The following is a 15014-nucleotide window of genomic DNA, read 5'->3' as shown; positions in this document are numbered from 1 at the left end:
CGTACAAATCCGGCAAGGGTTGTCTCACGATGCGACCCCCACGCTCCTCGAGTAGGCAACCCCGGCGCAGCGGAGCGGAGCCGGGGTTGCCGTGTCGAGAGGAGCCTGGCCGGCTCAGATCATCTCGACACGCAGCCCATTGCTCCGCTTCGCTCCGCATGGGCTGCTACTCGATGAGCGTGGGGGTCCGTCAGCCCTTGAGCACCTGGTCGACGACGGCCTTCGCCTCGGACTGCACCTCGGCGAGGTGCTCGGGGCCCTTCAGCGACTCGGCATAGATCTTGTACTTGTCCTCGGTGCCGGAGGGGCGGGCCGCGAACCAGGCATCGGCGGTGGTCACCTTCAGCCCGCCGATCTTGGCCCCGTTGCCGGGCGCCTCGGTGAGGATGTTCTCGATCGGCTCGCCGGCCAGCTCGGTGGCGGTGACGTCGGCGGGGGAGAGCGCGGCCAGCCGGGCCTTCTCCTCACGATTCGCCTCGGCGTCGATCCGGGCGTACGCCGAGGACCCGTGCCGACGCTCGATGTCGGCGTACCGCTCGCTCGGTGAGGACCCGGTGACCGCCTTGATCTCGCTGGCCAGCAGGGCGAGCAGGATGCCGTCCTTGTCGGTGGTCCAGGTCTTCCCGGTCCGGGTCAGGAAGGAGGCGCCGGCGGATTCCTCACCGCCGAAGCCGATCTCGCCGCTCTGCAGCCCGGGCACGAACCACTTGAAGCCGACCGGGACCTCGACCAGTGTGCGGCCCAGTTCGGCGGCCACCTTGTCGATCAGGCTGGAGGAGACCAGCGTCTTGCCGACCCCCGCCTCGGCGGGCCACTGGTCGCGGTGACTGAACAGATATTCGATCGCAACGGCCAGATAGGCATTCGGGTTCATCAACCCGGCGTCGGGGGTGACGATGCCGTGCCGGTCGGAATCGGCGTCATTGCCGGTGGCGATGTCGTAGCGGTCCTTGTTGTGGATCAGGCTGGCCATCGCATCGGGGGAGGAGCAGTCCATCCGGATCTTGCCGTCGGTGTCCAGGGTCATGAACGCGAACTGCGGATCGACGACCGGGTTCACCACCTCCAGGTTCAGCCCCAGCCGCTCGGCGATCCGGCCCCAGTATTCGACCGAGGCGCCACCCATCGGATCGGCACCGATGTGTACGCCGGCGCTGCGGATCGCATCGATGTCGATCGCGTTGCGCAGGTCGTCGACGTAGGCGGTCAGGTAGTCGAAGGTCTCGACCTCGGATTTCGCACGGTCGAAGGGAATCCGCTTGATGCTCGAGGGATCGCGGAGCAGCTGGTTGGCCCGGTCGGCGATCCAGCTGGTGGCATCCGAATCGGCCGGACCACCGTGCGGCGGGTTGTATTTGAAGCCGCCGTCGCGGGGCGGGTTGTGCGAGGGGGTGACCACGATGCCGTCCGCCCGAGCCAGCGGCTCGGTGGCATTGTGCGCGATGATCGCCCGCGACACCGCCGGGGTCGGGGTGTACTGGTCGATCCGCTCGGCACGCACGGCGACCCCGTTGGCGACCAGCACCTCGATCGCGGTCTGCCAGGCCGGACCGGACAGTGCGTGGGTGTCCTTGCCGAGATAGAGCGGCCCGGTGATGCCCTGGCCGGCGCGGTATTCGACGATCGCCTGCGTGGTGGCGGCGATGTGCGCCTCGTTGAACTTGGTGTCCAGGCTCGAGCCGCGGTGCCCGGAGGTGCCGAAGACGACCTGCTGATCGGGGTTGTCCGGATCGGGCGTGCGGTCGTAATAGGCGCCCAGTACCGCGCCGACATCGATCAGGTCCTCGGGGAGTGCGGGCGTACCAGCGCGTTCGTGTGCCATGGGATGAGCCTAGGACTTCCGGTGGCTGCAAGAATAGGCACCATGACTGCTGCGAGTTTCAATCGTCCCGGTGCCATCGACCTGTCCGGGCTCAAGGCCCGGGCCTCCGCGGGCGCTCCGGGGGCTCCCGGCGCGCCGGGCGGCGGGGGCGCTGGGGCGTACGTCATGGAGGTCACCGACATCGCCGCCTTCGAGCAGTTGCTGCAGCGCTCGATGCAGTACCCGATCGTGGTGGAGTTCTACAGCCCGCGGGCGCAGGGTTCGGAGCAGCTGTCGGCGGACCTGAGCGCGCTCGCCGACGAGTACGCCGGGAAGTTCCTGCTGGTGCGGGTGGCGGCCGAGTCCGCGCCCGACATCGCCCAGGCGCTCGGCATCCAGGCGGTGCCGACGGTGGTTGCGGTGATCGGCGGCCAGCTGGCCCCGCTGTTCCAGGGTGTGCAGCCCAAGGAGAACATCAAGCAGGTGCTCGACCAGGTGTTGCAGGCCGCGGCCGCCAGCGGCGTGATGGGCAAGGCCGATCCGGTCGGGCCGGCTGCCGGTCAGGGCGACGGTGACGGTGAGGAAGATGGCGCCGGCGGCATCGATCCCCGCTTCGCCGCCGCCGACGAAGCGCTGGAGAAGGGCGACTTCGCCACCGCCCGGGACGAGTTCGACAAGGTGCTGGCGCAGAGCCCGGGTGATGCCGAGGCGCTCGCCGGGCGGGCGCAGGCCGGGCTGCTGGATCGCAGCAGCAAGCTGGACGGCTCCGAGATCGGCAAGGCCGACGCCGCGCCGACCGATGTCGACGCCCAGCTCGCCGCCGCCGACGCCGAGCTGGTCGGCAGCGACCCCGAGGCGGCCTTCGGTCGGTTGATCGAGACGGTGCGCAACACCAGCGGTGATGATCGGGAGAAGGTACGCCTCCGCCTGCTCGAGCTCTTCGAGACCCTGGGCAACAGCAACCCGGTGGTGCTCAAGTTCCGCCGCAAGCTCTCCACCGCCCTCTTCTGACCCCACGCTCATCGAGTAGCAGAACCCCGGCTCCGCCTGCGGAGCCAGGGTTCATCACGTTCATCGAGTAGTACCGCCGGCGCCGCGGAGCGACGCCGGCGGTGCGTGTCGAGATGAGTTGGTGCGTTGGGCAGTTCAGCCCTTCTTCGGCGGCAGGTTCTCCTGTACCGGCAGGGTGTCCCAAAAGCTGGTATCGGCGGTGTTGATCGAGCCGTCGCCGATCGCCTTGGCGGTGGACTCCATCGTGACGACGGTCTGCTTGATCAGGTAACCGTTCGACTTCTGCCCGAGCACGTACTGCTCGTATTCGTGATCGGCCATCCCGCGCATCTCGAACAGCAGCGTGGAGATCCCGTATTCGGCGGCGATCCCATTGCGGCTGATGGTGGTCGCGCTGCCGCCGTCGTATTTGCCGATGTGGCCCCAGCCGGTCGGCTCGATCGCGTTGTAGACAACCGATCCGAGCCGCTTGGAGCCATCGACCACGGCCGGGTCGACCTCGGGTGAGGTCGGATAGAGGATCGAGCCGGAGACCAGCTCGCCGTCGGTGGCCGAGCGGGTGGCCTGATGGTGCAGGTCGACGGCGTAGTCGATGCCGAGCTGCGCCTGGTACTTGGTGATCATCCGGTGCAGCGCCTGGGTCTCCGGCTGGGACTTGGCGACGTGGTCGCGATTCAGGTCGACCTTGTTCGCGTTGTAGCGGGTGAGATTCCGGTCACCGGCGGCGATGTAGTCATCGAGCGGGAAGTTCACATCGCCCATCGCGCCATCGGGGTTGACCATCGGCACCACGAGGATGTTCACCTTGTCCAGCAGGCGCTTGTTGGAGTTGCCGAGCGACTTGATGAAGTCCAGGGCGCCCTCGGTGTTCAGCGCCTCGTTGCCGTGCTGCTGGGTGAAATAGAGCACGGTCGGGTTGGCGGGGTTGGTGATGAACTTGGCGAGCATCAGGTCGCGGCCCTTGACGCTCTGCCCGATCACCTCCAGTTCCATCGCGGACTGCTTGGCGTCCTGCTTCTTCAGCTCGGCCACCATCGACTCGTGGGTGCTCAGGATGGAGGTGTTGACGGTGCCGGTGCAGCAGTTCGGTCCACCACCGACGGCGTTGGCAGGGGTCGTGGCGAGTGCGGCGCCGGAGCCGATCAGGGCGCAGACGGCAAGGGAGGCAGCGAATTTCTTCATTGAAACGGGATCCTTATCGGGGTCGCTGGGGAGTTGTCTGACCAGTCAACCAACACCGCCGGAGTGGGTCAATTGTCCGATCACTCCCGGGCAGGGGTCTGGAGGTTGCGTAATCGGACGTGCAGTACCTCGCCCAGCCTGCTGTCGGAACCCAGTGGGACTGGGTTTGATCATGGACCGGCGCGGGCACTGCACGTCCGAGTACGCAGCAGACGGGTTGCGGGGTCGGGTATCAGGTGGGGCGGCCTCTCGACACGCAGTCCCGGCTCCGCTTCGCTGCGCCGGGACTGCTACTCGAGGACCGGGAGGTCGGGTCAGCGGGTGCCGTTCTCAGTGAGGGCGACCTCACCGGGGGAGAGCGAGAGCGCGATCTGCAGGCGGCGGGCGGAGAGCTCGGAGACGTGGTCGGCGATCTGCTCCACGGGGACCCAGTGCACGGCGACGATTTCGCTGTCCTGCTTGACGATCGAGGCGATCTGCTCGGGAGTCAGCACGCCGCCGTCGAAGATGAACTCCAGGGCGTCGTCCCAACCGAGGTAGGGCGGCATCCAGTCCACCACCAGCAGCCGGAGCTGGTCCACGACCAGTGACAGCTCCTCGGCGACCTCGCGGATCGCGCCGACCCGCGGCGACTCCCGCGGCTCGACCACGCCGCCAGGCAATTCCCAGTCGGCCTTGAAATGGGTGTCGCACAACAGCACCCGGCCGGCCGAGTCACGGAAGATCACATGCCCGATCACCCGCTTGGTCGGCAGCACCGAGTTCATCACCCCGGAGAAGCCCGACGGGCCGGTGGTGATGTCATCGACCAGCCGGGCATAGAGCACCACATCGTCCAGCTCGCCGTTCGCCAACCGCAGGGCCTGGCGGCGTACCCCCTCGCGCCGGAAACCCGCCCGATGCATCGCCCGCCGCGCCATCGCATCGGTCGACGGCAGCGCCACCTCGACCCGACGCAACCCGCGCCCGATCAGCGCATCGTCGGCGGCCAGGCCGACACCGCGGGTCAGGGTGTCCGAATCGGTCGCGGCATTCCACTGCAGCACACCGATACCGTCGTCGACGACCTGCACATTGATCGTGAACTCACCCGGCTGCTGTGGCTCTTGACCCGCAGGCCCCTGATCGCTCACTGCAGCCCCGGGTCGCCGGGCAGCTCGGCGGTCTCGCGCGGATCCCAGAGCAGCCAGACCGCACCCAGCGGCGGCACGGTGATCTCCGCACTCGCTTCCAGTCCGTGCGCCGGCACCTCCCGCGCTTCGACCTGACCCAGGTTGCCCCACTGACCGGTGCCGTCGTAATCCGGCGAATCGGTGTTCAGCACCTCGCGCCAGACGCCGGCATGCGGCAGGCCCAGGGTGTAACCGGTCCGCGGGACAGGGGAGAAGTTCACCGCCACCGCCAGGCACTGGCCCTGGTCATCGGTGCGCAGATAGGAGAAGACATTGCCCTGGGCGTCGTTGGCGTCGATCCAGCGGAAGCCCTTGGGGTCGTTGTCCAGCTTCCACAGGGAGGGCAGTTCCTTGTAGGTCTTGTTGAGATCGCGGAACAGCTTCTGCAGCCCGTCATGGCCCCACAGATCCGAGACCCACCACTCCAGACCCTTGGACTCATCGAACTCCGAGCGCTGCCCGAACTCGTTGCCCATGAAGATCAGCTGCTTGCCCGGATGGGACCACATGAACGCGTAGTAGGCGCGCAGCGAGGCGAACTTCTGCCAGTCGTCCCCGGGCACCTTGTTGACCATCGAGCCCTTGCCGTGCACGACCTCGTCGTGGCTGATCGGCAGCACGAAGTTCTCCGAGAAGGAATAGACCATCGCGAAGGTCATCAGGTTGTGGTGGTATTGCCGGTGGACCGGCTCCTCCTCCAGATAGCGCAGGGTGTCGTTCATCCAACCCATGTTCCATTTGAAGCCGAAGCCCAGCCCGCCGTGGTGCACCGGCCGGGTCACCCCCGGCCAGGAGGTGGACTCCTCGGCGATCGTCATCACCCCGGGCACCCGCGCATAGAGGTGCGAGTTCACATAGCGCAGCAGGTCGACCGCTTCGAGATTTTCCCTGCCACCGTGGACATTCGGCACCCAGTTGTCGCCACGGGAGTAGTCGAGATAGAGCATCGAGGCGACCGCGTCGACACGCAACCCGTCGATGTGGAACTCGGTGATCCAGTAGAGCGCGTTGGAGACCAGGAACGACTTGACCTCGTTGCGGCCGAAGTTGAACACATAGGTGCCCCAGTCGGGCTGCTCGCCCTGTCGCGGATCGGCATGCTCATAGAGCGCGGTGCCGTCGAAGCGGCCGAGGGCCCATTCGTCCTTGGGGAAATGGCCCGGCACCCAGTCCATGATCACTCCGATACCGGCCTGGTGGAGAGTGTCCACCAGGTAGCGGAACTCATCGGGCGTGCCGAACTGCGACATCGGTGCGAAGTAGCCGGTCACCTGATAGCCCCAGCTGGGGGCGTACGGATGCTGGGCCAGCGGCAGGAACTCGACATGGGTGAATCCCTGCCAGGTCACGTATTCCACCAGCTCATGCGCCAGCTCGACATAGGTCTTGCCCGGTCGCCAACCGCCCAGATGCACCTCGTAGATGCTCATCGGCTCGGCGTGCGCCTGCGCTTTGGCGCGCCTCTCCAGCCACTCGTCGTCGCTCCATTCATAGGAGCTCTCGAAGACGATCGAGGCGGTCTCCGGTGCCGACTGGGCGAAGCGGGCCATCGGGTCGGCCTTGTCGATCCAGCGGCCGTCGGCGCCGTGCACCCGGAACTTGTAGACCGAACCGGCGTGCGCCTCGGGCACGAACAGCGCCCACACCCCGGTGCCGGGGACGCGCTGCATCGGATGCGAGTCACCGTCCCAGCCGTTGAAGTCACCGTAGACGCGGACCTCGTTCGCGTTCGGCGCCCAGACCGCGAAGCGCACCCCGCTCACGGGTACGCCGTCGGCACCGGGCTGCTCCACCAGATGCGCGCCGAGGCGGCGCCACACCTCGGTGTCGCCGCCGGAGTGGAATCCCTCCAGCTCGGTGCCGGTCAGGCCGCCAAGGGTCTCGGTGCTCATCGTGCTGCCTCCCTGTCGTGGTGGGGCGGATCGTCGGTCGACCGGTGCTCGGCGAGGGCGCCGAGCGCGGTCAGCGGGATCGGTAGCCAGTCTGGTCGATTCCGGGCCTCGTAGACCACCTCGTAGACCGCTTTGTCCGCCTGGTACGCCGCCACCACGGTGTGCTCGGCGTCGGTCAGTGCCCGCCCCGCGGTGTATCCGCGCAGGAAGGCGTTGCTGTTCTGCTGCACCCAACCCCGCGCGGTCGCCGGGTCGGTGCCGGCGCTGCGCTCCGCGAAGCCACCGGCGTAGTCCAGCGACCGTAGCAGCCCGGCCACATCCCGCCAGCCGGTATCGGGTTCGCGCCGCTCGTCGAGGGTCTTCAGTGGTTCGCCCTCGAAGTCGATGATCTTCCAGCCGCCGTCGGCGCCGACCAGGGTCTGGCCCAGATGGAAGTCCCCGTGCACCCGCTGGGTGTCCAGCTCGGTGTCGGCGAGGGTGCCGAAGATCGCTGCCAGGCCCGGTTGGTACGCCGCCAGCGCGGGCACCTCGCGGACCGCGGCCGCCAGTCGGCGGATCATCTGCTCCGCGGCGCCGGCACCGGTGCGGTTGCCGGTGCCGAAGGCGGTGGCGAGCGCCTCGTGCACCTGGCGCAGCGCCCGGCCCAGTTCCTCGGCCGGGCCGGTGAAGTCGTCGCCGGAGCCGGCGGCGGCGACCGCGACCTGCCAGCCGTCGCTGACCTCACGCAGCTGCTCGACCAGCATCGCCGCATCGGCCCGGCAGCTCGCCCCGCCGGTGTCGTGCCATTCGGCGGTCAGCCAGCCGTAGAGCCGGGCCACATCGGCCGCGGCCGGGCCGTCGGCGAGCGCGCGATGGATCTCGATGTCGAGGTTGTCGCCGAGCTCGAGGCGGCGGAACAGCTTCAGCATCGCCACCTCGCCATACATGATCGAGGTGTTGGACTGTTCGCCGCCGAAGATCCGCGGCGGCAGGCTCGCCGAGACCTCGCTGCCGTCGACGAACTCGGCGACCAGCCGGGCGTCGTCGTCGCTGCGTTCACCGGCGCCGAGGACGGCGGCCAGCAGCAGCTCCTGGGCCAACGGGTCGCGGGTCGCGTCGTGCAGCACGACCTCGCCGAGCTCGGGGTCGGCGCAGCGGCCGATCGCCGAATCGGCGTCACCGGTGGTGTCGGCGCCGTGGTAGCTGAGCGCCAGCAGGTAGTGGTGGGTCTCGGCGTCGCCGTCGCGGTTGGCGACCTCGGCGACCAGCAACCGGACCGCGCCGGCGCCCCCGGGCGGGGTCAACCAGGGCAGCGGGTGCAGGGCGACCAGTTCGGCGTCGCGGCCCTTGCCGGCATACCAGCGAGCTTGCTGGATGTGCTGCCAGAGCAGGGTTTCCGGCGATTCCAGGTCAGGACGGTTCGGGGTCATCGGCACCCTCCTGCTCGGTCGGCTCGGGCTCGGTCGGCTCGGGCTCGGTCAGATCGGGATCGTCGGCCATGATCCGCAGCCAGAGGAACCCGTGGCCGGCGATGTCGATCTGGTAGTCGTGCGCGGTCTCGATGTCGATCGGGTGGTGATCGTCGTCGCGGAGCAGGTCGAAGGGCACCAACCCGCGGAACCGGGACAGATCCAGGTGCACGGTCTGCGGATCGGGGGAGAGGTTGTTCACACACAGCACCGACATCCGCGTACCGTCCTCGCCGCGATGCGAACGCAGGAAGGAGAACACCTTCTCGTTCGCCCCGCCCAGGTCGGTGAAGTCACCCAGACCGAAGACCGGATGGTTGCGCCGGATCACCAGCATCGCGCGCAGCCAGATCAGCAGCGAACCGGGATCCATCATCTGCTGCTCGACGTTGACGCCCTCCTTGGCGTACCACGGGTCCTGGACCAGCGGCAGATGGAAGGAATCCTCCTCGGCCTCGGAGAAACCGGCGCCCGGCTCGGCGGACCATTGCATCGGCGTACGCACCCCGTCGCGGTCGTGCAACCAGATGTTGTCGCCCATCCCGATCTCGTCGCCGTAGTAGAGCACCGGCGACCCGGGCAGACCCAGCAGCAGCGCATGCAGCAGATGCACCTGCTTGAGATCGCCGTCGACCAGCGGCGCCAGCCGGCGGCGGATGCCGATATTGCACTTCATCCGCGGGTCCGGGGCGTACTCGGACCAGATGTAGTCGCGGTCCTCCTCCGAGACCATCTCCAGGGTGAGCTCGTCGTGGTTGCGCAGGAAGGTGCCCCACTGGCAGCCCGGCGGGATCTCGGGGGTGTCGGCGAGGATCTCGGAGATGCAGGCGCGGGACTGCTGCTTCAGCCCCATGTAGAGCCGCGGCATCACCGGGAAGTGGAACGCCATCTGGCATTCGTCGTCGTTGCCGAAATATTCGACGACATCATGCGGCCACTGGTTGGCCTCGCAGAGCAGGATCCGGCCGGGGAACTCGGTGTCCACCATCCGCCGCACCGCCTTGAGGATCCGATGGGTGCCGCCCAGGTTCTCGCAGTTGGTGCCGTCCTCCTCGATCAGATAGGGGACCGCGTCCAACCGGAAGCCGTCGATGCCCATCCGCAGCCAGAAGCGGATCGCCTCCAGCATCTCGACCAGCACCTTCGGGTTCTCGAAGTTGAGGTCGGGCTGGTGGGAATAGAAGCGGTGCCAGAAGTACTGCCCGCGGACCTCGTCATAGGTCCAGTTGGAGGCCTCGGTGTCGACGAAGATGATCCGGGCATCGGAGTACGCCTCGGGCACCTGGCCCTCGGCGGGGCCGCCGTCGGACCAGACGTAGTAGTCGCCGTAGGGCCCGTCGGGATCGCTGCGGGACTGCTGGAACCACGGATGCTGATCGGAGGTGTGGTTCATCACGAAGTCGATGATGATCCGGATGCCGCGCTCGTGGGCGCCCTCGACGAACTGCCGGAACTCATCGACGGTGCCGAGCAGCGGCAGCACCGAGGTGTAGTCGCTGACGTCGTAACCGCCGTCCAGCAGCGGGGAGGGGAAGAACGGCGGCAGCCACAGGCAGTCCACGCCGAGCCACTGCAGATAGTCGAGTTTCTCTGCCAGGCCGGCGAAATCGCCGATGCCGTCACCGTTGGAGTCGTGGAAGCTGCGGACCAGGACCTCGTAGAAGACCGCCTTCTTGAACCACTCGTGGTCCGTGGGATCCATGCCGGCGTCCGCGGGCAGCAGCGGCTCCTCCGTCGGATGGGTGTCGACCGTCTCAGTCACAGATGGATCACCGATTCTCGACGACCAGCACGTGGGCCGGGTCGGCCGGGGTCAGTCGGACGAAATTGCGTGCACCCCAACGGAAATCCTGGCCGGTGATGACGTCGTGGACCTCCAGCACCGAGTCCTGGGCGCGGCCCAGGGCGGCCATGTCCAGATAGACCTCGGACTCCTGGGTGGCGTGCGGATCGAGACTGCAGGCCACGATCACCGTCGAATCCCCATCGGTCTTGGAATAGGCGATGATCTGGCTGTTCGGGACGTGGTGGAAGGTGATGTCACGCAATTGCTGCAGCGCCGGCTGCTCGTTGCGGACCTTGTTGAGCATGGTGATCAACCCGTTGAGGTTGCCCTGCTCGCCACCCGACCAGTCCCGCGGTCGGAACTGGTACTTCTCCGAATCGAGGTATTCCTCGCCGCCGACGCGCAGCGGCTCGCCCTCGAACAGCTCGTAGCCCGAATACAGTCCCCAGTTCGGCGACAGGGTCGCCGCCAGCACCGCGCGGATCGCGAACCCGGCCGGCCCGGAGGTCTGCAGGAACTTCGGGTTGATGTCGGGGGTGTTCACCCAGAAGTTGGGCCGATAGAAGGAATCCATCTCGGTGGTCAGCTCACCGAGGTATTCCTCCAGCTCCCACTTCTCGTTGCGCCAGGTGAAGTAGGTGTAGGACTGCTGGTAGCCGACCTTGCCGAGCAGGTGCATCATCTCCGGCTTGGTGAACGCCTCGGCGAGGAAGAGCACGTCGGGATCGGTGCGCCGGACCTCGGCGAGCAGCCAGGCCCAGAACTCCACCGGCTTGGTGTGCGGGTTGTCGACGCGGAAGATACGCACCCCGTGGGACATCCACAGCTTCAGCAGCCGCAGCGACTCCTTGTAGATCCCGGAGCGGTCCCGGTCGAAGTTGATCGGGTAGATGTCCTGGTACTTCTTCGGCGGATTCTCCGCGTACGCGATGGTGCCGTCGATGCGCTCGGTGAACCATTCGGGATGCTCGGTGACCCATGGGTGGTCCGGGGAGGCCTGCAGGGCGAAGTCCATCGCCACCTCCAGGCCCAGCTCGTTGGCCCGGGCGACGAACCGGTCGAAGGCGTCCCAGTCACCGAGCTCGGGGTGCAGGGCGTCGTGGCCGCCGTCGGTGTTGCCGATCGCCCACGGCGAGCCGGGGTCGGCCGGGCCGGGGGTGAGGGTGTTGTTCGGGCCCTTGCGGAACTGCGAGCCGATCGGGTGGATCGGCGGCAGGTAGACGACGTCGAAGCCCATCTCGGCGGCCGCCTCGAGCCGTTCGTGGGAGGAGTCGAAGCCGCCGGAGATCCAGCGCTTGTTCTCCTGGTCGTAGCGGGCGCCCTGGGAGCGGGGGAAGAACTCGTACCAGGCGCTGAACAGCGCGCGGCGACGATCCACGAACAACGGGTAGTCCGGGGTGGGGGTGACCAGCCGGCGCGGACCGTATTTCGTCATCAGCGCGCGCACGTCCCGGTGGGTCAACTGCTCCAGCCGGTCGCCGACCGGCGAGTCCGGGTCGCAGAGCGGTTCGAGCTGCTCCAGCCGGCGGGTGGCCGCCTCGTCACCGGCCTGCCGCGCGGCGGCCGCCGCCTCGGCGTACAACTGCTTGCCCTCGGCGAGCACCAGCGCCACATCGAGCCCGACCGGCAGCTTGATCTCGGCATGGTGCAGCCAGGTCGCCCACGGGTCGTCCCAGCCCTCGATGCGGAAGGTCCAGTTCCCGGGCCGGTCGGGGCGGACGTACGCCTCCCAGCGGTCGAAGCCGACCGGTTCACCGGGGGCCATGTCGACGCGGTGCTCGACGCCATCGGGATCGGTCAGGATCACCGCGGCGTTCACCGAATCGTGCCCCTCGCGGAGCACGGTCGCGCGGATCGGGATCCGCTCGCCCTCGGTGGCCTTCGCCGAATAGGCGCCGCCTTCAATGACCGGGGAAACCTTGCTGACCGGGATCCGGCCGATGATGTGGCCGAGGTCGGCGACCACGGTCGTGTCCGCATGCGGCGCGGGGCTTGTCTCCTCGACGGCGCGCCGGGCCGGCTGGTTCGTCTCGGGCAGGGTGCTGTCGGGCCTGTTGGCAGTCACGTGACCAACGTAGCGGCCACGTCGAACGCTGTCAGGATGGGGACGGCCGGTAGGTTGACCCCGTGCGTGCAATTCGTCGTTTCGTCGTGCAGCCGGTCCTCCCCGAGCCGCTGCGTCCCCTGGAAGAACTCGCCACCAATCTGCGCTGGTCCTGGCACCAGGGCACCCGCGAACTGTTCCGTGCGGTCGACCCGAAGCTGTGGGACGCCGTCGGACACGACCCGATCCGGCTGCTCTCCCAGGTCGATCCGGCCCGGCTGCAGAAGCTGAGCGCCGACCCCAAGTTCGTCCGCAACCTGGACCGGGCCCGTGAGGACCTGGCCGAATACCGATCCGCCGAGCTGTGGTTCCAGCAGTACGCCGCGGGCCAGGACGGCGAGGACGCTGGCCGGGACGCCGCCGGGACGCCCGCGCCGCGGGCGGTGGCGTACTTCTCCGCCGAATTCGGCATCTCCGAGGTGCTGCCGATCTATTCCGGCGGCCTGGGCATCCTGGCCGGCGACCACCTCAAGGCGGCCTCCGACCTGGGCGTACCGATCATCGGTGTCGGACTGTTCTATCGACACGGCTACTTCCGGCAGTCGCTGGATGCCAGCGGCTGGCAGCAGGAGCGCTACCCGACCCTGGACGCCAGCGCGCTGCCCGTCTCGCCGCTGACCGAGAACGGTGAGCAGGTGACCATCGAGGTCGAGGTGCGCAACCGGACGCTGCGGGCCGCGCTCTGGGTGGTGCAGGTCGGCCGAGTGCCGCTGGTGCTGATGGACGCCGACATCGAGGGCAATGCCGATGACCAGCGGATGATCACCGACCGGCTCTACGGCGGGGGCACCGAGCACCGGCTCGCCCAGGAGGTGCTGCTCGGCATCGGCGGCGTCCGCGCGGTCCGCGCGTACTGCCGGATCACCGGCCATCCGGAACCCGACGTCCACCACGCCAACGAGGGCCACGCCGGATTCCTCGGCTTGGAACGGATCCGCGAATATCTGGGCCAGGGGATGGACTTCGACGCCGCGGTCGAACGGACCCGGGCGGGCAATGTGTTCACCACCCACACCCCGGTACCGGCCGGTATCGACCGGTTCCCCCGCGAGCTGATCGTCGACCAGTTCCAGCACTTCGACGGACTGCCGCTGGACCGGATCCTGGCGCTCGGCGCCGAGGACTACGAAGGCGGGGACCCGGGCCGGTTCAACATGGCGGTGATGGGCTTCCGGCTCGGCCAGCGCGCCAACGGGGTGTCCCAGCTGCACGGCGAGGTGTCCCGGGAGATGTTCCACGGCCTGTGGCCGGCCTACGACGTCTCCGAGGTGCCGATCGGCGCGATCACCAACGGGGTGCACCACCGCACCTGGATCCACCCCGAGCTGCTGGAGCTGCTGCAGAGCCCGACCGGGGACGCCGACACGGTATTGGACGGCTACGACTGGTCCGGCCTGGACGATGTCGATGACAACACCATCTGGTCGCTGAAACGGCAGATGCGCGGCGATCTGATCTCCGAGGCGCGACAGCGGCTGGCGGCGTCCTGCCGCAACCGCGGCATCTCCGCCGACTGGGTGGGCGGCGCGCTGGACCCGAAGGTGCTCACCATCGGCTTCGCCCGCCGCGGCGCCTCCTACAAGCGGCTGACGCTGATGCTCACCGACCGGGACCGGCTGAAGCGGCTGCTGCTGGATCCGCAGCGGCCGGTGCAGATCGTGATCGCCGGCAAATCGCATCCGGCCGACGACACCGGCAAGGCCCTGATCCAGACGATGGTGCAGTTCGCCGACGACGAGGAGATCCGGCACCGGATCGTGTTCCTGCCCGATTACGACATCTCGCTGGCCCGGCCGCTCTATCCGGGGTGTGATGTCTGGCTGAACAATCCGCTGCGGCCCTATGAGGCGTGCGGCACCTCGGGGATGAAGGCGGCGCTGAACGGGGCGGCGAATCTGTCGATCCGCGACGGCTGGTGGGACGAGTGGTACGACCCGCGCTGGGGCTGGGAGATCCCGTCCGCGGAGGGGATCAGCGACCCGGCCGCCCGGGACGCCGCCGAGGCGCGCTCGCTCTACGAGATCATCGAGAACGAGATCGTGCCGCGCTACTACGACGTGGACGCCAATGGCCTGCCGCAGCGCTGGATCCAGATGATCCGCGACACCATTTCCGGGCTCGGGCCGCGGGTGCTGGCCTCGCGGATGGTGCGCGACTACGTCACCGAGTTGTACGCCCCCGCGGCGCGCGCGCAGCGGGCGATGGACGCCGCCTGTGCCGGTGAACTCGCCGCCTGGAAACGCCGGATCCGGGCCGCCTGGCCCCAGGTGCGCGTCGAGCACGTGGAATCCAGCAACACCGGCACCGTCGAGGTCGGCCAGCAGATCGCCTTCTCCGCCCAGGTCAGGCTCGGCGAGCTGACACCCGAGGATGTCGAGGTGCAGCTGGTCTCCGGATCGTTGGACGCCGACGACGAACTGCACGACGTGACCACCGTCGTGATGAACGGGGCCGGCGCGGCGGCGGTGGATGCGGAGGGGTATCGCCGCTACCAGGTCACCCGGGAGGCCGGGCAGACCGGCCTGGTCGGATTCACCGTCCGCGTGGTGCCCCGGCACCAGCTGCTGGCCACCCCGGCCGAGCTGGGGGTGGCCGCCCTGCCGCTGGGTACCATGTGA

Annotated in this window: 9 protein-coding genes; 2 read left to right on the top strand and 7 right to left on the bottom strand. The window is 68.1% G+C overall.

Features of this window, described 5'->3' with window-relative positions; all coding sequences use genetic code 11:
• Positions 1–190: 190 nt before the first annotated feature.
• A complete protein-coding gene (gene pgm / locus BI335_RS14665; RefSeq protein WP_094431786.1) occupies positions 191–1822 on the bottom strand; it encodes a phosphoglucomutase (alpha-D-glucose-1,6-bisphosphate-dependent) in 1632 nt (543 codons plus the stop codon).
• Positions 1823–1864: 42 nt separating this feature from the next.
• On the opposite strand from pgm, the gene BI335_RS14660 reads away from it, so the two are divergent.
• Positions 1865–2812, top strand: a complete 948-nt coding sequence (locus BI335_RS14660; protein ID WP_133625683.1) for a tetratricopeptide repeat protein — start codon at positions 1865–1867, stop codon at positions 2810–2812.
• A 135-nt stretch (positions 2813–2947) separates the two neighbouring features.
• On the opposite strand, the gene BI335_RS14655 is transcribed toward BI335_RS14660, so the two are convergent.
• The 6 genes from BI335_RS14655 to BI335_RS14630 all read right to left on the bottom strand — a co-directional run bounded on the left by BI335_RS14655 (position 2948) and on the right by BI335_RS14630 (position 12357).
• Positions 2948–3994: a M14 family zinc carboxypeptidase gene (locus BI335_RS14655; RefSeq protein ID WP_094400986.1), complete on the bottom strand. Its 1047-nt coding sequence runs from the start codon at positions 3992–3994 to the stop codon at positions 2948–2950.
• 314 nt (positions 3995–4308) lie between these two features.
• Positions 4309–5067 (bottom strand): NUDIX hydrolase, encoded by a 759-nt coding sequence (locus BI335_RS14650; protein WP_229119608.1) that lies wholly within the window; start codon positions 5065–5067, stop codon positions 4309–4311.
• A gap of 56 nt (positions 5068–5123) precedes the next feature.
• Entirely contained in the window at positions 5124–7058 is a 1935-nt protein-coding gene (glgB, locus tag BI335_RS14645; protein ID WP_094431781.1) for a 1,4-alpha-glucan branching protein GlgB, read from the bottom strand.
• Entirely contained in the window at positions 7055–8467 is a 1413-nt protein-coding gene (locus BI335_RS14640; protein ID WP_094431778.1) for a maltokinase N-terminal cap-like domain-containing protein, read from the bottom strand. Before BI335_RS14640 ends, glgB begins: the two co-directional genes overlap by 4 nt.
• Complete coding sequence (treS, locus tag BI335_RS14635) at positions 8448–10208, bottom strand: maltose alpha-D-glucosyltransferase (protein ID WP_094431965.1); 1761 nt, start codon at positions 10206–10208, stop codon at positions 8448–8450. The genes BI335_RS14640 and treS overlap by 20 nt, the downstream gene beginning before the upstream one ends.
• 67 nt (positions 10209–10275) lie before the next feature.
• A complete protein-coding gene (locus BI335_RS14630; protein ID WP_324252402.1) occupies positions 10276–12357 on the bottom strand; it encodes an alpha-1,4-glucan--maltose-1-phosphate maltosyltransferase in 2082 nt (693 codons plus the stop codon).
• 62 nt (positions 12358–12419) lie between these two features.
• Between BI335_RS14630 and glgP the strand changes: the two genes are divergently transcribed.
• Positions 12420–15014 carry an alpha-glucan family phosphorylase gene (glgP, locus tag BI335_RS14625; RefSeq protein WP_094357204.1) on the top strand — a complete coding sequence of 865 codons (2595 nt, stop codon included), beginning with the start codon at positions 12420–12422 and terminating at the stop codon, positions 15012–15014.

Source organism: Enemella evansiae (genome assembly GCF_002250705.1).
In the GTDB taxonomy this organism is placed as follows: Bacteria; Actinomycetota; Actinomycetes; order Propionibacteriales; family Propionibacteriaceae; genus Enemella; species Enemella evansiae.
Note: the sequence above shows the minus strand (reverse complement) of the source record. Positions and strands in the feature narration are given on the sequence as shown.

Bases quoted from the DNA above. Each gene is read 5' to 3' on its own strand.
- pgm (WP_094431786.1), bottom strand. From the start codon at position 1,822: ATGGCACACGAACGCGCTGGTACGCCCGCACTCCCCGAGGACCTGATC.
- BI335_RS14640 (WP_094431778.1), bottom strand. From the start codon at position 8,467: ATGACCCCGAACCGTCCTGACCTGGAATCGCCGGAAACCCTGCTCTGG.
- BI335_RS14655 (WP_094400986.1), bottom strand. From the start codon at position 3,994: ATGAAGAAATTCGCTGCCTCCCTTGCCGTCTGCGCCCTGATCGGCTCC.
- treS (WP_094431965.1), bottom strand. From the start codon at position 10,208: ATGGATCCCACGGACCACGAGTGGTTCAAGAAGGCGGTCTTCTACGAG.
- BI335_RS14660 (WP_133625683.1), top strand. From the start codon at position 1,865: ATGACTGCTGCGAGTTTCAATCGTCCCGGTGCCATCGACCTGTCCGGG.
- glgB (WP_094431781.1), bottom strand. From the start codon at position 7,058: ATGAGCACCGAGACCCTTGGCGGCCTGACCGGCACCGAGCTGGAGGGA.